Source organism: Nocardioides sp. GY 10127 (assembly GCF_004919085.1).
Lineage (GTDB): Bacteria > Actinomycetota > Actinomycetes > Propionibacteriales > Nocardioidaceae > Nocardioides.
Map to the genome: position 1 here is coordinate 148,782 of NZ_STGL01000001.1, position 20,054 is coordinate 168,835.

Annotated in this window: 18 protein-coding genes; 12 read left to right on the plus strand and 6 right to left on the minus strand. The window is 71.1% G+C overall.

Annotated elements, in window-relative coordinates:
- Positions 1-173 precede the first annotated feature (173 nt).
- The 5 genes from E8D37_RS00640 (at position 174) to E8D37_RS00660 (ending at position 6,537) form a co-directional block, all read left to right on the plus strand.
- The gene (locus E8D37_RS00640) at positions 174-1,106 is read left to right on the plus strand and encodes a TIM barrel protein (RefSeq protein WP_136567829.1); all 933 of its coding nucleotides are present in this window, start codon (positions 174-176) and stop codon (positions 1,104-1,106) included.
- Between the two features lie 87 nt (positions 1,107-1,193).
- Positions 1,194-2,906: an ABC transporter substrate-binding protein gene (locus E8D37_RS00645; protein ID WP_136567830.1), complete on the plus strand. Its 1,713-nt coding sequence runs from the start codon at positions 1,194-1,196 to the stop codon at positions 2,904-2,906.
- Between the two features lie 3 nt (positions 2,907-2,909).
- A complete protein-coding gene (locus E8D37_RS00650) occupies positions 2,910-3,872 on the plus strand; it encodes an ABC transporter permease (protein ID WP_276606444.1) in 963 nt (320 codons plus the stop codon).
- Positions 3,869-4,753, plus strand: a complete 885-nt coding sequence (locus E8D37_RS00655; RefSeq protein WP_136567832.1) for an ABC transporter permease — start codon at positions 3,869-3,871, stop codon at positions 4,751-4,753. Before E8D37_RS00650 ends, E8D37_RS00655 begins: the two co-directional genes overlap by 4 nt.
- The gene (locus E8D37_RS00660) at positions 4,750-6,537 is read left to right on the plus strand and encodes an ABC transporter ATP-binding protein (protein WP_136567833.1); all 1,788 of its coding nucleotides are present in this window, start codon (positions 4,750-4,752) and stop codon (positions 6,535-6,537) included. The genes E8D37_RS00655 and E8D37_RS00660 overlap by 4 nt, the downstream gene beginning before the upstream one ends.
- Here E8D37_RS00660 and E8D37_RS00665 read toward each other — a convergent pair.
- Positions 6,534-7,373, minus strand: coding sequence for a MarR family transcriptional regulator (locus E8D37_RS00665; RefSeq protein WP_136567834.1), 840 nt, complete (start codon positions 7,371-7,373; stop codon positions 6,534-6,536). The genes E8D37_RS00660 and E8D37_RS00665 overlap by 4 nt on opposite strands.
- 87 nt (positions 7,374-7,460) lie before the next feature.
- Here E8D37_RS00665 and E8D37_RS00670 point away from each other — a divergent pair, with 87 nt between their 5' ends.
- From E8D37_RS00670 to E8D37_RS00690, 5 genes are all read left to right on the plus strand, one after another.
- Positions 7,461-7,991 carry a GNAT family N-acetyltransferase gene (locus E8D37_RS00670; protein WP_206055497.1) on the plus strand — a complete coding sequence of 177 codons (531 nt, stop codon included), beginning with the start codon at positions 7,461-7,463 and terminating at the stop codon, positions 7,989-7,991.
- Positions 7,992-8,107: 116 nt separating this feature from the next.
- On the plus strand, positions 8,108-9,088 hold the full coding sequence (locus E8D37_RS00675) for a phosphotransferase (RefSeq protein WP_136567835.1): 981 nt from the start codon (positions 8,108-8,110) through the stop codon (positions 9,086-9,088).
- A 1,990-nt stretch (positions 9,089-11,078) separates the two neighbouring features.
- Positions 11,079-11,912, plus strand: coding sequence for a DUF3626 domain-containing protein (locus E8D37_RS00685; RefSeq protein ID WP_206055498.1), 834 nt, complete (start codon positions 11,079-11,081; stop codon positions 11,910-11,912).
- A gap of 382 nt (positions 11,913-12,294) precedes the next feature.
- Positions 12,295-12,462 carry a hypothetical protein gene (locus E8D37_RS19660; RefSeq protein ID WP_168929557.1) on the plus strand — a complete coding sequence of 56 codons (168 nt, stop codon included), beginning with the start codon at positions 12,295-12,297 and terminating at the stop codon, positions 12,460-12,462.
- A 176-nt stretch (positions 12,463-12,638) separates the two neighbouring features.
- On the plus strand, positions 12,639-13,289 hold the full coding sequence (locus E8D37_RS00690; protein ID WP_240770100.1) for a rhomboid family intramembrane serine protease: 651 nt from the start codon (positions 12,639-12,641) through the stop codon (positions 13,287-13,289).
- A gap of 33 nt (positions 13,290-13,322) precedes the next feature.
- On the opposite strand, the gene E8D37_RS00695 is transcribed toward E8D37_RS00690, so the two are convergent.
- Together E8D37_RS00695 and E8D37_RS00700 are read right to left on the minus strand one after the other, a co-directional pair.
- Positions 13,323-13,880 carry a GrpB family protein gene (locus E8D37_RS00695; RefSeq protein WP_240770101.1) on the minus strand — a complete coding sequence of 186 codons (558 nt, stop codon included), beginning with the start codon at positions 13,878-13,880 and terminating at the stop codon, positions 13,323-13,325.
- 328 nt (positions 13,881-14,208) lie between these two features.
- Entirely contained in the window at positions 14,209-15,225 is a 1,017-nt protein-coding gene (locus tag E8D37_RS00700; RefSeq protein ID WP_206055499.1) for an alpha/beta fold hydrolase, read from the minus strand.
- A 52-nt stretch (positions 15,226-15,277) separates the two neighbouring features.
- On the opposite strand from E8D37_RS00700, the gene E8D37_RS00705 reads away from it, so the two are divergent.
- Positions 15,278-16,591, plus strand: coding sequence for a condensation domain-containing protein (locus E8D37_RS00705; protein ID WP_136567838.1), 1,314 nt, complete (start codon positions 15,278-15,280; stop codon positions 16,589-16,591).
- Between the two features lie 4 nt (positions 16,592-16,595).
- Here the strand turns inward: E8D37_RS00705 and E8D37_RS00710 are convergent, their stop codons facing one another.
- Complete coding sequence (locus E8D37_RS00710; protein WP_136567839.1) at positions 16,596-17,408, minus strand: alpha/beta fold hydrolase; 813 nt, start codon at positions 17,406-17,408, stop codon at positions 16,596-16,598.
- Positions 17,409-17,670: 262 nt separating this feature from the next.
- On the opposite strand from E8D37_RS00710, the gene E8D37_RS19665 reads away from it, so the two are divergent.
- The gene (locus E8D37_RS19665; RefSeq protein WP_168929558.1) at positions 17,671-17,823 is read left to right on the plus strand and encodes a hypothetical protein; all 153 of its coding nucleotides are present in this window, start codon (positions 17,671-17,673) and stop codon (positions 17,821-17,823) included.
- A 216-nt stretch (positions 17,824-18,039) separates the two neighbouring features.
- Here the strand turns inward: E8D37_RS19665 and E8D37_RS00715 are convergent, their stop codons facing one another.
- Positions 18,040-18,789, minus strand: a complete 750-nt coding sequence (locus E8D37_RS00715) for a 3-hydroxybutyrate dehydrogenase (RefSeq protein ID WP_240770102.1) — start codon at positions 18,787-18,789, stop codon at positions 18,040-18,042.
- A 205-nt stretch (positions 18,790-18,994) separates the two neighbouring features.
- Complete coding sequence (locus E8D37_RS00720) at positions 18,995-20,029, minus strand: zinc-dependent alcohol dehydrogenase family protein (protein WP_136567840.1); 1,035 nt, start codon at positions 20,027-20,029, stop codon at positions 18,995-18,997.
- Positions 20,030-20,054: the final 25 nt, after the last annotated feature.

The following is a 20,054-nucleotide window of genomic DNA, read 5'->3' on the forward strand; positions in this document are numbered from 1 at the left end:
GCTGGCGCGCCGCGCGTTCGGCACGGCTCTCATGCGGCGCGCTTGTCGGAAGTCCCAACAGGTCCCTCCTTCTTTGGAAACCGACCACTAGGAGCGCCCTGCGCGCAGGTGGTTGATTCCGGCGTCAGGACGGGTGACGTCGACCGGGCGCCCCGCAGACGAAGGGACATCGCATGGGCCAGCTCGCGTCCGTGGCCATCGCGGACTACTGCTTCCGGGTGGTGCCGTGGGAGAACTCCCTGGGCGTCATCAAGGCCCTGGGGTTCGACGACATCAACCTCTGCCTGATGGAGGGTCTCTCCCACATCGACCCCATGGACTTCACCACCGACGAGGCCGTCGACGAGGTCGCGGCGCGGGTGGGCAAGACCGTCGCCGCCCACGAGCTCGGCATCAACAGCATGCACATCACCCCGCGCAGCGTGGACACCGTCGCGGTGAACAGCCGGGACGCCGAGGGCCTGGCGCACGCGCGCAGCCTCTTCGGCCGCGGCCTGCGGATGGCGGAGGCCCTGGGCATCCCGCGCATCACGGTGCTGCCCGGTCTCCGGTTCGAGGACGAGTCCTACGAGACGTCCTTCGAGCGCGCCATCGGCGAGCTGACGGCCTGGGCCGGCCGCGCCCACGACGCGGGCGTGAGCCTGTCGGTGGAGGCGCACGGCGGCTCGCTCATGGAGAACCCGGCCGAGGCCGCGCGCCTCGCCTCCGAGGTGCCGCACCTCGCCCTCACCTGCGACCCGGCCTACTTCATCTCCTCGGGCTCGCCGATGGAGGACCTGGACGTCCTGTACCCCTACGTCGGCTACGTGCACGGCCGGGGCGGTCGTCCCGGTCGCCTCCAGGCGCCGATGCGGGAGAACACGATCGACTGGGAGCGCCTGATCGCGGGCGTCGCCGCGAACGACCTGGCGACCGCGGCCGGCCTGGAGTCGGTGTGCATGGACGTCGAGGGCGAGTCCGCCGAGCACATGCCCGAGGACCACTGCCACCTCAACGAGCTGGACGTGGCCACCGAGTCCGTCCTGCTCAAGGAGCGGTTCGAGGCCGCCATCCGCGGCGAGGCCTGGGAGTACCCGGCCGACCTGCCGAACGCCCGCCGGAAGTAGTCCGCCACGGCGCGCACCGGACGACGTCGTCCGGTGCGCGTCCACGCCTCACCACCGACCACCCGTACTCCTCGAGGAGCCGTGACCGTGACCCGTCGCCACCCCGACCGCCCTGCCGCCGACCAGTACCTGCACCCGCTGTTCGCGGGGCACCTCTCGCGCCGCAGCTTCCTGCTCCGCTCCGCCGGCACCGCCGCGCTCGTCGGCGTGGGCGGCTCCCTGCTCGCGGCCTGCTCCGGCTCCAGCAGCTCCACCTCGACCGCCACCGCCTCCGCCGACGCGTCGTTCCCCGCCGCGGCCCAGACCGCCGTCCCGTCGGTGACCGCGCGCCTGTCCGGCTCCGTCGCCTACGTCGACTACGCCCGCGGCCTCGACAACCCGTCCATCGCCGTGGCGCGCAACTGCCTCGAGGGCCTGCTGATCACCGACGAGAACGGCAAGATCATCCCGGGCGCCGCGAAGAAGTACACGATCGAGGACCCGACCACGTACCGCTTCACCCTCCGCGAGGGCGTGAAGTTCTGGGACGGCACCACGCTGACCCCGGAGGACGTGAAGGCCTCCCTCGAGCGCAACGCGTCCACGACGTCCCTCATCTCCTCGCTCTACGGCCCCATGAAGAGCGTCGAGGTCGACGGCGACGACCAGGTCGTCATCAAGCTCCACTCCGCCAGCGCCGTGTTCATGTCGATCCTCTCGCTGGCGACCGGTCAGATCTTCCCGAAGGCCTTCATCGAGAAGCACGGGGACAAGATCGGGACGCCGGGCGTCGGCGTCATGTCGATCGGCCCCTACGTCCTGCCGACCACGTGGAAGCCCGACGAGTCGATCACCATCACGCGCCACGACGACTACTGGAACACCGACGGCATGGGCACGGTCGAGTCGATCACCTTCGAGGTGCTCTCGGACCAGAACTCCGCCGTGTCGGCCGCACGCTCGGGTGAGTTCCAGGTGGAGATCGGTGCCGACCCGACCACGATCAAGGCCTACGCCTCCGTGGACAACCTCGACACCTACTACCTGCCGAGCCTCCAGTTCGTCACCTACAGCATGCGCACCGACAAGGCGCCGTTCTCGGACCTCAACGTGCGCAAGGCCTTCGCCCACTGCGTGGACCGCGAGGGCATCGCGGCCGGCCTCTACAGCGGCAACGCCGAGGCGGCGACGGCGATCACGCCGCCGACCCAGTGGCCCGGCATCTACTCCGTCGAGGAGGCCCGCAAGAAGGAGGCCGCCCTCCCGCAGTACGAGTTCTCGGTGGACAAGGCGAAGGAGGCCCTGGCGGCCTCGGACTCGCCGGACGGCTTCACCACCGCGATCAACATCCCCTCCGGCAACGCCCTGCTGCGCCAGATCGCGCTCAACACGGCGGAGAACCTCGCCGAGATCGGCATCACGCTCAACGTGAACGTCGTGCCCGAGTCGCAGGTCACCAACGACTACATCGCGCACGAGGCCGACCTCCAGCTGGTGCCGTTCAACGCCGACAACCTCGACCCGGTCGACAACCTGATGTACATCCTGCCGAGCGCCTACGGCGCCGGCGTCGGCTACAACTTCGCCAACTACGCCAACCCCAAGGTCGACAAGATGCTGGACGCCTACAACAGCATCACCGACGCGGCGAAGAAGGGGCAGGCCGCCCTCGACATCCTCGAGATCGTCAACACCGACCTCCCGTACTTCGCGGTGGTCTGGCCGTACGAGAACTTCGTCCTCGACGAGAGCCTCACCATCGAGGGGTTCACGGGCAGCCAGATCGGTGCCTGGGCGAACTGCCTGCGCGCGAAGGCCTGACCCGTGCTCAGTGATCCCCGAGCATTCGCAGGATGGCTGCTGCGGCGCCTCGTCGCAGCAGCCGTCGTGCTGCTCCTCACCTCCGTCGTCGTGTTCCTGCTCCAGGCGCTGGCCCCGGGCGACCCGGTCCAGAACCTGCTGCCGGTCGGGCAGCCGCCCACGAAGGCCACGCTCGCCGCGATCCGCGCCGAGTACGGCCTCGACAAGTCGCTGCCCGCCCAGTACGTCTCCTGGCTGACCGGGGCCCTGCACCTCGACTTCGGCAACTCGATCACCTACGGCACCAACGCCGGCGGGGTGGTCGCGGGTCGAGCGGTCATGACGCTCGAGCTGGCGGCGCTGGCCCTCGTGCTCTCGCTCGGCATCGGCATCCCGCTGGGCGTGTGGATCGCCCGGCGCCACCGCTCCCTGGCGGACCGCCTGTCGCTCGGCGGGGTCCTGCTGGTGACGAGCACGCCGGCGTTCGTCAGTGCTCTGGGGCTCACGTACGTCTTCAGCTACAAGATCCCGATCTTCCCGGCCTCGGGCGTGGGGGAGGGGTTCGGCGACCGGTTGGTGCACCTCGTCCTGCCGGCCGTCGCCCTCGCGGCGCCGACCCTGGGCCTGCTGGTGAAGATCAGCCGCACGTCGGTGGTGGACACCCTGGCGAAGGACTACGTGGCGGCCGCACGGATGCGCGGCGTGCCCGAGCGGCGCACCACCTGGAACTACGCGGTGCGCAACGCGATGATCCCGATCCTCACGTCGGCCGGCATCGTCACGGGCTACGTCATCACCGGCACCGTGCTCGTGGAGACCGTGTTCTCCCTGCCGGGGCTCGGGACGCTCCTGGTCAGCGCTGCGGAGAACCAGGACATCCCGGTCCTGCAGTGCCTCGCCGTGGTCTTCGCCGCGGCCATCCTCCTCGTGAACCTCCTGACCGACGTCCTGTACGCGGTCGTCGACCCCCGGGTGACTCTCCGATGACAACGATCAGCACACCTGCCCCCGGCCGGGCCGCCGGCCGCACCCGCCCGCGGCGCGTGCCGCGGTGGCTGCGCGGTCGGCTCTCCGTCCAGCTCAGCCTCCTGTTCCTGGCCGTCCTCGTGGTCCTCGCCGTGCTGGGCCCCTCGCGGACCCCCGGCGACGCGACCACCCAGAGCCTCGTGGACGTCCTGGTGGGGCCCGGCAACGGGCACCTGCTGGGCACCGACGACCTCGGTCGTGACGTCTTCGCCCGGACCCTGGCCGGCGTGCGCAGCGCCGTGATCGGACCCGCGCTCATCGCGCTGCTGTCCTGGCTGATCGGCAGCGTCCTGGGCCTCTTCGCCGCCTACCGCGGCGGGCGGGTCGACGCCCTGCTGATGCGCTGGGTGGACTTCATGTGGGCCCTGCCCGCCGTCCTCGTCATCATCGTGGTCATCGGTGTCTTCGGCGGCGGCTACACCATCGCGGTCGGGGTGCTCGTCGTCCTGACCTGCCCGTTCGACACGCGGCTGATCCGCGGGGCGGCGCTGACCCAGCGCAACCTGCCGTACGTCGAGGCGGCCCGCGCCATCGGGGTCTCCGACGCGAAGATCATGTTCGGGCACATCTGGCCCAACGTCCTCGGGGTGGGCCTGGCCAACGCCTTCCTCAACTTCGGCTACAGCCTGCTGGCCCTGTCCGGGCTGGCCTACCTCGGCCTCGGCTCCCCGCCGGGAGCCGCCGACTGGGGCGTCATGCTCTCCCAGTCCGGCACCGGTCTCTACCAGAACGTGTGGGTCGCGCTCGCCCCCGCAGCCATGATCGTCCTCGCCTGCCTGAGCGTGAACGTCGTCGGCGACTGGATACAGGAGCGTCACGCGGACGGAGGGACGGAGCGATGACCGCCGTCGAGGAGAGCACCACCCTGCGGGAGCCGATCCTCTCGCTCACCGGCGTCAACATCTACGCCGGTGGCACCAAGCAGCTCGTCGAGGACGTCACCCTCGACCTGGGCCGCGCCGAGGCCCTGACGATCGTGGGGGAGTCCGGCAGCGGCAAGACCGTGCTCGCCCGGGCCGTCGCCGGCATCCTGCCCGACGGCCTGCGGGTGGAGGGCGACGTCTCCCTGCACGAGGTCGACGGGCGGACGCCGCGCGTGGCGATGCTGCTCCAGGACCCCTTCGGCATCCTCAACCCCGTCATCACCGTCGGGGCCCACCTGGAGGAGATGGCGGCGCTCTTCGGCGACGGCGGGCGCAGCGTCGCGGACCGCCTCGCGGAGGTCGGGATCGAGGACGCCTCCCTGGCGGCGCAGTACCCGTTCCAGCTCTCGGGCGGGCTGCGTCAGCGCGTGGCCCTGGCCTGCGCGCTGGCCTGCGACCCCGACGTCCTGATCGCCGACGAGCCCACGACGGCGCTCGACACGATCACGCAGCGTCGCATCCTCGACCTCATCGACGAGGTCCGGCGCCAGCGCCGGATGGCGCTGGTGATGATCACCCACGACCTCGGCGTCGCCGCCGACCGGGCCGATCGCGTGGTCGTCATGTACCGCGGCCGCGTCATGGCAGCGGAGTCGACCGCCGGGCTGCGCCACGGCCGGGTGTCCCACCCGTACACGCTCGGGCTGCTGCTCTCGGAGCCGCGGATCGACCGTCGCGTCGGCACCCTCAGCGTGGTGCCGGGGCACATCCCGACCGGGGACGTCTCCGTGCCCTCCTGCTCCTACGCCCCGCGCTGCCAGTGGGCGACGGACGAGTGCACCGCGGGCGCCCCGCCGCTGCGGTCCGTCGGCGACGCGGTGACCGCGTGCGTGCGCCAGCCCGCGATCGCGGGGGAGATGGCGGCGTTCCACGCCGAGCACGACTCCGCCCCCGCCTCGGTGGCGAGCGCGTCCAGCACGCGTTCCCTCGTGAGCGTCCTCGACATCGCCAAGGAGTTCCGCCGCGGACGCGGCGGGGACGTCGTCCACGCCGTGCGCTCGGCCTCCCTGGAGGTGTTCGAGGGGGAGTGCGTCGGGCTCGTGGGGGCCTCGGGCTCCGGCAAGTCCACGGTGTCCCGGTGCATCGCGGGCCTGGAGATCCCGACGTCCGGCGACATCATCCTGGCCAACCGTCAGCTCACCAGCGGCGTGGGCAAGCGGGACAGGGCCGAGCGGGCGCACATCCGGCACAGCGTCCAGATGGTCTTCCAGGACGCCACGGCGACGCTGAACCCTGCGCACCGGATCGGGCGCATCCTTCAGGAGGCCATCGCGCACCAGGCGCCCGGCCTGCAGGGCGGGATCAAGGACGTCGACGCCCTGCTCGACCTCGTCGGCATGCCGCGCGAGACGGCCGGCCGCCGACCGGTGAGCCTGTCCGGCGGGCAGCGTCAGCGCATCGGCATCGCCCGCGCGCTGGCCCTGCAGCCGAAGCTGCTGGTGGCGGACGAGGCGGTCTCGGCCCTGGACGTGACGGTGCAGGCGCAGATCCTCGACCTGCTGCGTGACCTGCGGGAACGGCTGGGCATCGGCATCCTGTTCATCTCCCACGACCTGGCTGCCGTGCGTCAGGTGGCGGACCGGATCTACGTCATGCACCAGGGGCAGACGGTCGAGCACGGGACGACCGAGCAGATCCTCGACCACCCCGAGCACCCGCACACGCGCGAGCTCATGGTGGCGAGCCCGGGGCGTCGGTCCTAGCGGGAGCCGGCGGCCACGAGCAGCCGGGCGAGGGGAGTGAGGCACTCCTCGAGCCTGGCTCGCTCGCCGGGCGTCAGCGCGCTGTAGGCGGGCACGGCGAGGAGGTTGGTGCGCTTCTCGATCTCGTCACGCAGGGCCCGACCCCGGTAGGTGATCCGCTCGTCGGCGTCCAGGAGACCGCGAGCCTGGAGCGCGGCGACCTCCGGGTCGAGGACGCGGCGGGGGAGATGGTGCACCCGGCCGAACGACCGTGGCGGGTCGCCCTTCCACGCGGCGAGCAGCAGGTGCGACTGGATGCCGCCGATGCGCTGCGAGGCCAGGACGGCGTGGTGGCCCTCGCCCCGGTGCTCGCGCAGGATGGTGGCGGCGTGCCACAGCCGAGCAAGCGGTTCCTGCGCAGGTGGGAACGGGAGCGCCTGGAGCGCCGCGGTGAGCGGGCGCCCGTCGACGGGTGCGTGCCGCGCGGCCTGGGACGCGAGGGCTGCGGCAGTGGACAGCTGAACACCCAGGGGGGTATCGAGGGGGAGTGGCCCCAGGATGCGCGCCAGGGCCGCGACGCTGCCCGACTCGCGCGCGCGGAGGGCGCGTCGCGGGCTGGTGACCTCCCAGACGTGGGGCACGTGCCGGGCGACCTCGCCGGGGGCGAAGTTGTAGAACACCGTGTCGACGACCTCGGGCCCGACGCGGCCCAGCGGGGCGGCGCGTCCTGCGAAGTACCCGTCCCAGTAGCCCCGGAGCCCGAGCATCGTGAGGGCCTGTGTCGGCTCCTCGGCGAAGTAGGTCACGAGGTGGACCGGCTCCAGCAGCGTGTGGAGCCTGGCTGCGGTGGCGGGCACGAGGGGAACGTAGGCGCATCGTGGGTCCCGGCGCCAGGTGGGGGTGTGCGGCCCGGCCCTGGCTGGTGGGCGGTAGGTTCGCCTCTCATGGCTGAGGTGTCGACGGGCGACGGGGTTCACGGCGAGCGCGAGCTGGCGGGCGGAGCGGTGCTGCGGCGCGTCCGGCCGGGTGACGAGGCGGGTGTTCTGGCCTGCATCCAGGCGCTCGCCGACTACGAGAAGGAGCCTGACGCCGTCGAGACGACCGAGGCCGACCTGACCGCGGCCCTGTTCGGGCCCACGCCTCGCGTCTTCGGGCACGTGGTCGAGAAGGACGGACGGATCGTGGCGATCGCCGTCTGGTACCTGACGTTCTCGACGTGGACCGGCGTCCACGGGCTCTACCTGGAGGACCTGTTCGTCGACGAGGCAGAGCGCGGCCACGGCTACGGCAAGGCGCTGCTCGTGGCGCTGGCCGCCGAGTGCGTGGCTCAGGGCTACGCGCGGTTCGAGTGGACCGTCCTCGACTGGAACGCGCCGGCGATCGGGTTCTACCGCTCCGTCGGGGCGGTCGGCATGGAGGAGTGGACGGTGCAGCGGGTGACCGGGACGGCGCTGGAGGTGCTGGCGCGGGGGTGAGCGCCCTCGGCTGGGCTGGACATCGTGCTTGTGGGGTCCTCGAGGGCTGCCCTTGGAGTCACCGCGTGCGCCAGACATCAACGGGCGCGCCTTCTTCTCCGTGATGGGATGGGGTCATGTCGAAGACCAGCGGGCCGACGCTGGAGATGTTGTGGGAGCACCGCGACCCGGTACGCGTCCTTTCTGAGCGGTTCGGCTTCGTCGACGGCGACGAGGCCGCTGTCTGGGTGAGCACCGCGTTGGCAGACCTCTGGGGTGTCGAGGTCGAGGTGTGTCATCGCCTCGTGATGAGCGACCGCAACGCATTGGCCTGGGTGAGCGCGTCGTCCGGACCGTTGCTGGCCAAGTGGTCGGTGTGCGAGGAGCGGTTTCCACGCCTCGCGGCGCTGGCGAGGCTCACGACCTGGCTGGGAGCCCAGGGACTGCCGGTGTCGGCGCCGGTCGCCGCTCTGGACGGTCGGGTTCAGGTCGAGCTCGACCGTGCCTCGTTGTCCGTCCAGCGCGTGGTGCCGGGGGATCTCCTCGACGTCACTGCTCTCGACGACGTCCGCCAGGCGGGAGCCGTGCTCGCACGTCTGCACAGCGCCCTGGCGACCTATCCGTCCGCGGACGCCGTGGCCGCGCTGCTGGCTCCGCCCGTCCCGACGCAGGATCGGATCAGGTCGTGGCTGGAGGAGGCGCCCGATCACGTTCCTGGAGTCGCGGTCGACGCTCTTCGTCGGCTCGTCGCTGACGCACCCGTCAGTCGGTGGCCGGCGCAGCTGGTCCACGGCGACTTTCGCTCGGCGAACGTGCTCTGTGCCCACTCTGCTGTCGCTGCAGTCATCGACTTCGAGGAAGCCCGCCTGGAGGAGCCGCTCTCGGAGCTGGCTCGCGCCGCAGTACTGCTCGGCACCCGGTTCCGTGACTGGGGGCCGGTCGCGGCCGAGGCGCGCCAAGCGTTGCTCGACGGATACAGGTCCGTACGCGACGTCACCGCAGCGGAAGCCAGGTGGTGGGCGGTGCTGGTGCTCTGGAACTCGGTCAGGATGATCCCGTCCGGCGAAGATCCGATGGGTTGGACGTCCGCGGCGCTCGAGGTGCTGCACGGCATCTGATCTGGATGATGCGGTCGCCGATGCCAAGCCAGGGGATTGCGGCAGTTACCTGACCCTGAGGAGGCGCGCAGCCTGCACGGCACGGCAGCGTGGCCTGGCATGAGGCCTCCCGCCCGCGCCACAGCCAGGTACTTCGCCCGAGGAGTCACCGGAAAGCGCCGCACGTTGCCGCCGCAGGGGGCTATGTGGGGCGTCGACCCGCTCGGCAACCAGGTCCTCAGGCGCGGCGGACCGGTGTACCCGAGACAGGGACGGAAGACCCAGCAGGCGTCGGAGGTGCGGCGTGCCCGGGAGGTCGACCTCACCCGGCCCGCGCCGGGCGGGACGGCCCGGACGGTCTGCCTTCTACTCGGCGTCTTCGTTCTCGTCGCCTTGATGCTGCTCGGCCGCTGACAGTGAGTGCGCGACGGCCCCGGGAGGGGCCCAGCGGATTCCGGTGGACAGCCTGCGTATCAAGACCGGTCGTATTGACCTGGTGACAGCCCAGCCTTTGCCGTACGAGGACCGCTCACCGGGACGCATGTCCGGACGGGTCTTGCGGGACCGCCGCGACGACGCCGGGGTCCTGACCTGCGTTCGTTCCGCATGGGGTTCGGCTTGCGGGACGAGTGGCGTCGGTCTCCGCGTCGTACGCGCTCACGCCGATGAGCGGCCTACCCTTACGTGGTGTCTTTGGAGTGCCGGAGAGCCGAGCCGACGGATCTGCCGTCTTGGCAACGGCTGGCCTCGGCGGTCGAGGATCTCTTCGGCTCGATGCCCGACTTCCCGCACTTCGCCAGACGCGGCATCGAGCGTGGGACGGCCTATGTCGTCACTTTGGAGGCGGCCGTCGTCGGCGCGGCCCTCCTCAGTTCACGAGGTCAACACATCAGATGGCTCGCTGTCCGTGAGGATTGCAGACGTTTGGGCGTCGGCGGGCTTCTCATGGCGGAGGCCCTCAAGAGATGGGCTGAGGGTGACATCCAGGTCGTGACCTTTCCAGCGACGGTTCCCGGGGCCCAATCTGCGATCCGCTTCTACGAGTCCTGGGGCTTTGTTCGGACCGGCTCCGCTGACCCTGCGCCTGATGGAAGTGCTCGGGACCTGTACGTCCTCCGTCGGTGATAGGCGCCAGGGAAGTACTGCACGCTCATGCCGCTGAGCGACCAGTTCCGATCAGCGATCGTCACGCGGAGCGTGACGAGCCCCTACGGCTCGCTCCGCGAGCACGCCGCGCCCTGGATCGCAAGCAACCGATCGCACCGCCGCCGGGCGTAACCCGGTGATGTACGTCGACGTCGATGCCTAGGCTCGGTCGGCGTGACACTCACGGGCTGGTCGCAGTGGCATGAGGCCTACCCGCGGCCGGTCCGGGGATTTCTGATCGTTTGGACGCAGTGCGTGCTGCGATCTACCGGCACCTCGATCGGACCGCTCCGGATCCGGTACACGTGGTCTGTATCTGTGCCTGTGCCTGTGCCTGTGCCCGTGCCGGCGACGGTCGCGACCTGCTTGGAGTCCTCGCCGATCGTGGCGACGCCGGGAAGGTGACCGCCCTCTTGAACGAGTACGACGTCAGGTTGGCCGCCCGTGCCCTCGAACTCGCCGAGGCGAGTGGTGCGCGTGTCGAGGTGCCTACGTGGACGCCTCGCCCAGCCGACCTGGTCCTGCTTTGAGGCATCCTCGGCAACATCACCGACGAGGACGTGCGACGCACCGTCGAGGCAGCACCGCAATTGTGTGCACCGGGAGCAGATGTCATCTGGACGCGCCACCGGGCGCACATCCCGAAATGAACCCCCTCCATACGCGTGCGGTTCGCATCGCCTGGCTTCGAGGAGGTGGGGTTCCACGCACCGGAACTCCTCGAGCCTTCCTCGAGTTGGTCGGCCGCCGTCCATCGACTGGCCGCGCCGCGCCCACCCCTGGAACGGGTCAGCACTGGTTCACCTTCGTCCGCTGACCAGCGCGGGCGACCCGTGTGGGACCTCTTGGTGGCTAGGCTACCGTCGTGGCACCACGCGTCGTTGTGCACTTCCATCCGGGTTGGGGGTTCGGTGAGGGCACGGTACGCGACGCCATCGCGGCCGAAGGTGTCTACCGGAGTCAGTGGGAAACCGGGATCTCCAACGGTGGCCTGACTGCCCACCCGGGTGGTGACCGCTGGCGATGGGAGAGTCGGATCTTCGATGGACGCTACGACGAGGCGGACGCCAAGGAGCGGCCCATCTACGGTGCGTGGAACCGTCGCGACGACCTGTATGGCGCGTCGCCGCGCTTCGGCTCTGCGTACCTGCGGTTGAAGCCCGAGACCATTCGGCGTGCGACGTTCTGCTGGCCCGACAGCGTCTACGAACCCGAGGCTGTCGGCGGCCCGGAGCACCTTGAGGAACTGTGCCGACTGGCGGATGCCGGTGCCATCGACCCCAGCCTGCAGCCCGACTCGGCTGCCGGCCTGTCGCTGGACGACCCGCTCAACGACTACGTCGAGGCACACCTGCACGGCGGGCTGGAGATCTCGCGCGACGTGGAGGCGCTCGTAATTGATCCCAGCGATCGCGAAGCGTGTGGCGAGAGCCTGGAGCGGCTCGCGTGCCCGATCGAGGAGCATGCGGGCTATCGAGTGACGGCGGAGGCCATCGACCCCACATACCGTGGCGAGGTTCCGATCACGCTGGCCCGCAAGCTTCGCGGCGAGATCACGCCCGCCAGGCTGGCGGCGGCTTCAAGGTCTGGCGACTACGACCCTCAAGCGGTGAAGTGGCTGTGGCACTGCACGGCTCGATTCGGCCGTCGCGCGTCACCCGGCGAGCAAGGCGCCTGGGCTCACGACACGTCCCGCTGACCCATCCGCTCTCGGGACAGAGGTCTCGCTCAGGCACGGCCACTGAATCAATGATGCATCGGATGAGACGGCTGACGTGTTCATGCAGGTCAGCGACGTGTCGTACGCTCCGTTTGCTGTGCTGATCTGGCCCGCCATAGCTTGTCTACGCTTCTTGTGGCTCGTGGCAACTCGCAGCGTTTCCGCAGGTCAGCAGGTGTTTCGGCAGACCCAACGGAGGGGCGGGGCGGCCACGTCCGAAGTGCTTCATCTGATGCAATACGCAGACTAGAGAATGACATAATGTCACTTATCGGCGAACTGCGGCGGGATGGTCTTGCCTGGCGTTACGACTTCGCGGAATGCGGAACGCTGCGGTGCTGACGCGGGATAATTTTGTCTGGTGCTGCGGCTTCTCGGAATGCTGATCGTCTGGTCCTACGCCGCGGTCGGCGGCATCCTCCTCGTGGTCGGGCCCGAGCTGGGTGTGCGCATGCTCGGCCTGACGTTGGTGACGCTCGGCGTGGTGTGGCTGGTCTTGGACGTCGTCAGACGTTCTCGTGCGGCCTGATCCCCGGATGACGCGCTCCCGCGCCTGCCAGCTCTTCTGGACTGGGCCGTCGGGGTGGACCGTGGTGCACGATTGGTCAGAGACCGGCCTCTGAGGCGGCTCTCATGCAGGGTTGGTGACCAAACCTGAGCTCCCTGGGCGAGCCCGGTGCGGCGGCGACGACGGAGGCGGCAGACGTGAGCGGTCCAGCAGGACGTGGCGTGGCCGGTGGGCCGGTCGACGGCTGGCGCTGGGGCTGGCGCGAGACCTGGGGCGGCGACTGGCGTGCGGCGCTCTCGATCACCCTGGCCTTCACGGCGCTCCTGTGGGTCATCGAGGTCGTCGACCAGGTGACGCCGCTGTACCTCGACGACGACGGCGTCGTGCCGCGTACCGCCAGTGGCCTGGACGGCATCCTCTGGGCGCCCCTCCTGCACGTCGGCTTCGGGCACCTGCTGGGCAACACCGTCCTGCTCGTCCCGCTCCTGCTGCTCACGCTCGTCGGCGGCCTGGCGCGTGGGCTCGCCGCCACCGGCATCATCTGGCTGGTGGCCGGTCTGGGGACGTGGGTGATCGCCTCCCCCGGCACCGTCCACCTCGGCGCGTCGTCGCTGGTGTTCGGGTGGCTGACGTACCTGATCGTCCGAGGCCTCTACGCCCGGAACGTGTCCCAGCTGATGCTTGGCGTGGTGCTGGCGGTGCTCCTGGGCGGGACGCTCCTCGGCGTCCTCCCCGGACAACCCGGCATCTCCTGGCAGGGACACCTCTTCGGCGCGCTGGGCGGCGTCATCGCCGCGGCCGTCCTGCGGCGGCGTCGGGCCGAGGCGCTGCCGGCGCCGACGTGGTAGCCGTGCGCTGATCGTCCGGACGGCCCGCAGCGCTCACGATTGGTCAGAGACCGGCCCCGGTCGGCGCTCTGGTTCATGGTTGGTGACCAAACCTGAGGCTCTGGCCGCGCGGGCCCGCGCCTTGATCGCCTCGATCACGTCCGTCTTGGCATCGGCGTAGGCGTTCATGTCCGGCCAGTCCCGCGACAGCAGGTCCCGCTTGGTCGCCTCGTAGAGCGCTCGGTCCTCGTCGTCGGTGCGCAGACGGTCGCGCAGCAGCAGGTAGTCGTCGACCTCGGTCGCACCGGTGGCGTAGACGTGCACGTGGACGTCGCGCTCCGGCGTCCTGACCAGGCGGTGCCCGGGCTCCCGTACCCGGAGGACGTAGCCGGCGCCGAGCAGCGGGTCGAGGTAGTCCTCCTCAGCGGTGATGTCCGGCACCGTCAGGACGAGGTCGATGATCGGCTTCGCCGCCAGGCCGGGCACCGAGGTCGAGCCGATGTGCTCGACCCCGACGCCCGGACTCCCCCACAGTCCCGACTCCGTGAGCGCCCTGACGATGCGGTCGCGGTGGCCAGCGAACGCCTCTGCCCAGGCCGGGTCGTGCTCCACCAGGTGCAGCCGACGGTGCTCGCGGCCGCCGACCAGCTCGAGCTCCGTGACGTCGGGGCGGCGTGGGCCAGGACCATGGCCAGGACCATGGCCAGGACCAAGACCAGGGCCAGGGCGGTGGGCGGTGCTGGGTGCGGAAGGAAGCGCGTCGGACATCGGGCGGAGCCTACGCGGCGGTTCCTGCCGCGGAGTGGTCAGCCAGAGGTCGACGTTCGGTCAGAGACCGGCGCTCAGAGGGCCCGCAGACACGGGTTGGTGACCAAACCCGACGTCGGCAGCGGACCCCGAGGCGGCCCGAGGACGGCCGGGATCAGGCGGATCAGGCGGATCAGCCGGCGACGCGTCCGGCAGCGACGTCGGCCGAGGGAGCTGCAGAGGCAGCGGACGCCGCAGCGCGGTCGGCCAGCGGGCCGGGCTGCGCCCGGGCGAGCAGGTGCGCGCCGGCCCGGGGAGCACGCCAGGCGTCGGGGATCGGGTGGGCGGCGACGTGCTCGGCGAACAGCTGCGGCCAGTGCTCGGCGTCCTCGGGCGTCTCGGCGACGACGAGGCGGCTGTGCGGGATGAGCTCGTGCAGCCTCTCGGCCGACGACAACGGGTGGGCCGGGTCGCCGGTCCAGGCGAGGATCAGCGTGGGGTGCTGGATGCTCGCGACCTGCTCGGGGGCGGGGAAGTCGGCCTTGGCCGCGCCGCGCAGGAGCGTCGGGAGCAGCTCCAGGGAGACGTCCGGCAGGGTGTCGGGGTGGTTGGCGGCCGCCGGGGGCACCGGCGCGACGCGTCCCGCCTCGACGAGGCCCTCGATCCCCCGCTCCTCCACGATCCGCGCCTGCTTCTCGTACGACTCGGCCTTCGCCCGCCGGGTCTCCCAGGCGGTCGGCGGGACGACCAGGGTGAGGGTGCCGAACCGGTCGGGCAGCCGCGACGCGGCGTGCAGCAGCGTCCCCGTGCCCATCGACGGCCCCACGCCGTGCACCTGCCAGCCCGGGAAGACGTGGTCGAGGAGGTTGAGGAGGTCGTCGGCGAGGCTGGACCAGCGGTACCGCGTCAGGTCGAGCCCGCCGGTCGAGAGGCCGTGGGCGCGGGCGTCGTAGCGCAGGACGCGGGTCGCGGCCCCGTCCGGACGCCGGTCGAGGCCCCGGCTGAGGTTCATCCCGAGGAGGACGTCCCGGGCCCGGCTCGAGGTCAGCCCGTGCAGCTGGACGACGGGGCGGACGTGGTCAGCATCACGTCCAGCATGTGACTCCCCCGGCCCCTCGGCGGCCTCCGCGCGGGCCGCGATCCCCTCGTCCGGCGTGACGACCGACACGTCGTAGTCGATGACGGCGCCTGGAACGGGGAGCGACGACACGGAAAAGGCCTCCTGAACGGGGTTGTTCACATGTGACCCCTACAGTACGGCCATGCGGCTGACCAATGTCGCCCAGATGCTGCTCCCGGACGGGCGACTCAGCAGCTACGGCGTGCACGCGGGCCCCCCGGGCTCCCCCCTCCCGATCTCCTTCGACCAGCGTCGCCACGTGTCCGTCGGCGACCGCGTCGGCTCGTGGATGGGCATCTCCTTCCGGCTCCCGCAGCACGAGTCGCGCGAGGCGCTCGCGCAGGCGTGGCACCACGTCGTCGAGCGACACGGCACCCTGCGCACCGCCTTCTCCCGCGACGAGGACGGCGGCCTCGCGCTGCATCGCGTCGAGGTGCTGCCCGGCGAGTGGACGGAGCACGAGGTCTCCGGCGGGCAGCAGGTCCGCGACGTCCTCCGCCAGGTCCTGGACGCCGGGTGCCGACCCTTCACGCGGCCCTCCTACCGGCTGGCCCTGGTCGAGCCGGACGACGGGAGCATCCCTGTCGTCGTGCTCGCCGCCGACCACTCCCACCTCGACATGTGGTCGCTGCTCGTCCTCGTGCGCGACCTCCTGGCCTGCCTGGACGACGTCCGCGCCGGCGTCGATGCGCCCGGTGCCGGCCTGCCGAAGCCGCAGGACTTCGCCGAGCACACCACCGAGCTGGCCGAGCGCGGCCCCGCGCCCGACGAGGTCCGCGCGCGCTGGCACCGGATCATGGAGGACGGCGGCGGCCGGATGCCGGTCTTCCCGCTGCCCCTGGGTCGGCTCGACCCGGTGCCCTCCGAGCGCGTGGAGGTGATCGACGTCCTGGACGCCGCCCAGCTCGCCCGGCTCACGGCGCGGGCCGCGGACCGGGGCACCCGGATGCTCCCGCTGGTCGTCTCCGAGATGGCGGTCGTGACCCGCGAGCTCGCCGACAAGCCGCTGCGGGCCGTGTTCCCGGTGCACAGCCGCTACGACGACCGCTGGCACGCCAGCTGCGGCTGGTTCATCACCAACGCGGTGCTCGACTGCCAGTCCCCCGACCTCGACACCTGCGCGGCGGCGGTCCGCGAGACGGTGAGCCTCGGCTCGGTCGCGCTGGCCGACGTCCTCTCCCCCTGGGGTGGCATGCCCGACACCTCTGGCATGTTCGCGCTGTCGTGGCTGGACCTGCGCCGCCTGCCCGTGGGCGTGGACCCGGGGCCGGAGGGTCAGTACGTGTCGGCCGCGATCCGCACCGACGGCGTCATGGTGTGGTTCATCGTCGAGGACGGCGGGGTCCACCTGCGCGTCCGCTACCCCGACACCCCCGAGGCCCGCCGCAGCGTGGGCGCGTGGGTGGACGCGGTGGTCCACCGTCTCCAGGTGTACGCCGACACCGAGGCCGCCTGAGCGGTCAGCCGGCCAGCAGGAAGTGTCGGAGGATCGACACGAACGCGTCGGGGGCCTCGGAGTGCACCCAGTGGCCGGCGCCCTTGACGGTGACCGTCGTGGTGCGCGGGAACAGCCGGCGCATCTCCGGGGCGTGCTCGGGCTGGACGTAGGGGGACCGCTCCCCCGCCATCCACAGCACCGGCCCGGTGAAGCCGGGATCGAGGGTCGGGAAGCCGCCGATGACGTCGAGCTGGGCCCGGAGGAGCGCGAGGTTCGCCTGCCAGACGAAGCGGCCGTCGCGCACGCGGAGGTTCTGCAGGAGGAAGCCGCGGACGCGCTCGTCGGCGATCGGGCCGGCGAGCAGCTCGTCGGCCTGGCCACGGCTCTCGAGGGCGTCCAGGTCGAGCCCGGCGAGGCTGTCGAGCAGGTGCTCGAACTCGCCGAGGCCGCCGGACGCCGCGGGCGAGATGTCGACGACGACGAGGCGGTCGACCAGCTCGGGGTGCCGGGTGGCCAGCACCATGGCGACCTTGCCGCCCATCGAGTGGCCGACGAGGTGGGTCCGTTCCACCCCGCGAGCGGCCAGGTCGTCCCTCAGCCAGGCGGCGACGGTGTCGGCGACGAGGACGTAGTCGACGGACGACGTCCAGGCCGATCGTCCGTGGTTGGGCAGGTCGACCAGGGTCGAGCGCAGCTCCGGCTGGAGGGCCTTGGCGACCTGCGTGAAGTTGCGGCCCTGGCCGAAGAGCCCGTGGAGGAGGACGACGTCCCCGGTCCCGGCGGCGGTGGCGTCCTCACCGACGCGCTGGACGTGGAGGACGGGCTGCTCGGGCACGCCGTCAGCCTAGGTGAGAGGACGGTCGTGGCCCGCATACCCGGGGGGACGTCTGTCGTGTGGCGCATGAGGGCGCTGTATGGACCGTTCTTCCAGGAAAGGTGAAGACGGTGAAGAAAACGTTCTCGTCCCTGTGATCCGGGCCTCAGCGGACGATCAGCCACTTAACGTCGAACGAGACCGACGGACCAGGCAACGAAGCCCACAGGCCCGCCGGCGTCGTCCGAGAGGACCATGCCGCAACACCGAGAGGATCACGGCCATGTGGGACACCGTCCAGACCAACGAGCAGCACCTGTCGCACGACCGACCGTGCACGAAGTGCGGGCACGAGATGCACGTCTACCTGCCCTGCGACGACGCCTGCGGCTGCCCCGCCACCGCGCGGGCCACGCGCAGCTACAGCGCCGCCTGACGCGGCTCCACGAGCTGCCCCGGGACCGGTAGGTCCCCTGCCATCGGGCCCGGGGCGTGCCACCTGTGCGTGCGGCGTCCTGCCGCAGCGCACCACGTTTGGTCACCAACCCGTTGCTGGCGGCGCTCCGTCACCGGGTTGGTGACCAACCGTGAGGCGGGCGGCGCAGTCTGTCGACCCCGACCGCCCGCCGACGCCGGCGCGCTGACGCGCCGGTCAGGACGCGGTCCACCCGCCGTCCATCGTGTACGAGGCGCCGGTGACCATGCCGGCCTTGTCCGAGCACAGCCAGGTGACGAGGTCGGCGACCTCGTCCGGCTCGACCAGCCGCTTGATGGCGGACTCGGTGAGCATGATCTTCTCGACCACCTCGGACTCGTCGATCCCGTGCTGCTTCGCCTGGTCCGCGATCTGCTTCTCGGCCAGCGGCGTGCGCACGTAGGACGGGTTGATGCAGTTGCTGGTGACGCCGTGCTCGGCGCCCTCGAGCGCGGTGACCTTGCTGAACCCCTCGAGCCCGTGCTTCGCCGTGACGTAGGCGGACTTGAAGGCGCTGGCGCGCAGGCCGTGGATGCTGGAGACGTTGACGATCCGGCCCCAGCCCTTCTCGTACATGCCCGGCAGCACGGCGCGGGTGAGGAGGAACGGGGCGTTCAGCATCAGGTCGATGATGAAGCGGAACTTCTGGGGGTCGAACTCCGTGATGGGCGCGACGGTCTGGATGCCCGCGTTGTTGACCAGCACGTCGGCCTCCAGGCTGAGCTGGGCGAGGCCGTCCAGGTCGGAGAGGTCCACGACCCAGGCCTTGCCGCCGATCTTCTCGGCGACGGCCTGGGCCCTGTCCCCGTCGAGGTCGGCGCAGACGACGTCCGCCCCCACCCCGGCGAGGCCGACGGCGATGGCCTCCCCGATGCCCGAGGCGGCTCCGGTGACGACGGCGGTGCGGCCGGTCAGGTCAGTGCTCACGATGCTTCTCCTGCTCCCTGTGCTGTGGCGCGTGCCGGCCGGGAGGGTCGGGCGCGTCGACGGATGTGTGGTGCGGTCCCACTCCCCCGTGTTCCCCGGCAGGTGTCGCGTCTCGCCCACCCCTGGGGGTGAACACGCCCGGACGTGCCGCGGGCCCCGACGACCGGTGGTCGTCGGGGCCCGCGGGCGGTCGTGGTGCCGGGCGTCAGGACACGTCGAGCAGGACCTTGATGGCGCGACGCTCGTCCATGGCCGCGTAGGCCTCGGCGACCTGGTCGACGGGGAGGCGGAGGTCGAAGACGGCACCCGGGTCGATCGAGCCCTTGAGGACGAGGTCCAGCAGGTGCGGGAGGTAGTTGCGGACGGGCGCCATGCCGCCGAACAGGCCGACGTTCTTGGTGAACATGGTGCGCATCGGCGGCTCGGCGCCGTGCGGGACGCCGACGAAGCCGACGTGCGAGCCCGGCCGGGCGATCGTGAAGGCCGTCGACATCGACTGGCCCGTGCCGACGCACTCCAGGACGGCGTCCGCGCCGATCCCGTCGGTGAGCTCCATGACCGCGGCCTCGCCCTCGGCGCCGCGCTCGGCGACGATGTGCGTCGCCCCGAACGTGGTGCCGAGCTTCTGCCGGGACTCGTGACGCGACATGAGGATGACCTTCTCCGCGCCCATCTGGCTGGCGGCGATGACGCCGCACAGCCCTACCGCGCCGTCGCCGACGACGACGGCCGTGCCGCCCTCGCGGACGCCCGCGGCCACGGCCGCGTGCCAGCCGGTGGGCATGACGTCGGAGAGGGCCATGAGGCTGGGGACGAGCTCCGGCGCCGGGCCGTTCGGGCCTACGTCCGGCACCTTGACGAGCGAGCCGTCCGCGTAGTTGACGCGGGCGAGCTCGCCCTGGCCGGAGACGGTCATCCCGACGTTCACGCAGCCGGAGTGCATGCCGGCGCGGCAGTGGGCGCAGGTGTTGTCGCAGTGGTCGAACGGGACGATGACGAAGTCGCCCGGCTTGACGTCGCGGACCTCGGAGCCCACGGCCTCGACGAAGCCGATGCACTCGTGGCCGATGGTGTGGGGGTCGGTCGTCGGGTTCTCGCCGCGGTAGGGCCAGAGATCGGACCCGCACACGCACGCCGTGGTGACGCGGACGATGGCGTCGGTCGGCTTGGTGAGGACGGGGTCCGGCACGTCCGACTCGAACCGGATGTCTCGGGGAGCGTGGATCATGGTGGCGCGCATGACGAGAGCATGACATCGACAACCA

Coding starts and splice junctions, on each gene's coding strand:
- E8D37_RS00640 (WP_136567829.1), top strand. CDS start 174: ATGGGCCAGCTCGCGTCCGTGGCCATCGCGGACTACTGCTTCCGGGTG.
- E8D37_RS00655 (WP_136567832.1), top strand. CDS start 3,869: ATGACAACGATCAGCACACCTGCCCCCGGCCGGGCCGCCGGCCGCACC.
- E8D37_RS00660 (WP_136567833.1), top strand. CDS start 4,750: ATGACCGCCGTCGAGGAGAGCACCACCCTGCGGGAGCCGATCCTCTCG.
- E8D37_RS00670 (WP_206055497.1), top strand. CDS start 7,461: ATGGCTGAGGTGTCGACGGGCGACGGGGTTCACGGCGAGCGCGAGCTG.
- E8D37_RS00675 (WP_136567835.1), top strand. CDS start 8,108: ATGTCGAAGACCAGCGGGCCGACGCTGGAGATGTTGTGGGAGCACCGC.
- E8D37_RS00705 (WP_136567838.1), top strand. CDS start 15,278: ATGCGGCTGACCAATGTCGCCCAGATGCTGCTCCCGGACGGGCGACTC.
- E8D37_RS19665 (WP_168929558.1), top strand. CDS start 17,671: ATGTGGGACACCGTCCAGACCAACGAGCAGCACCTGTCGCACGACCGA.
- E8D37_RS00720 (WP_136567840.1), bottom strand. CDS start 20,029: ATGCGCGCCACCATGATCCACGCTCCCCGAGACATCCGGTTCGAGTCG.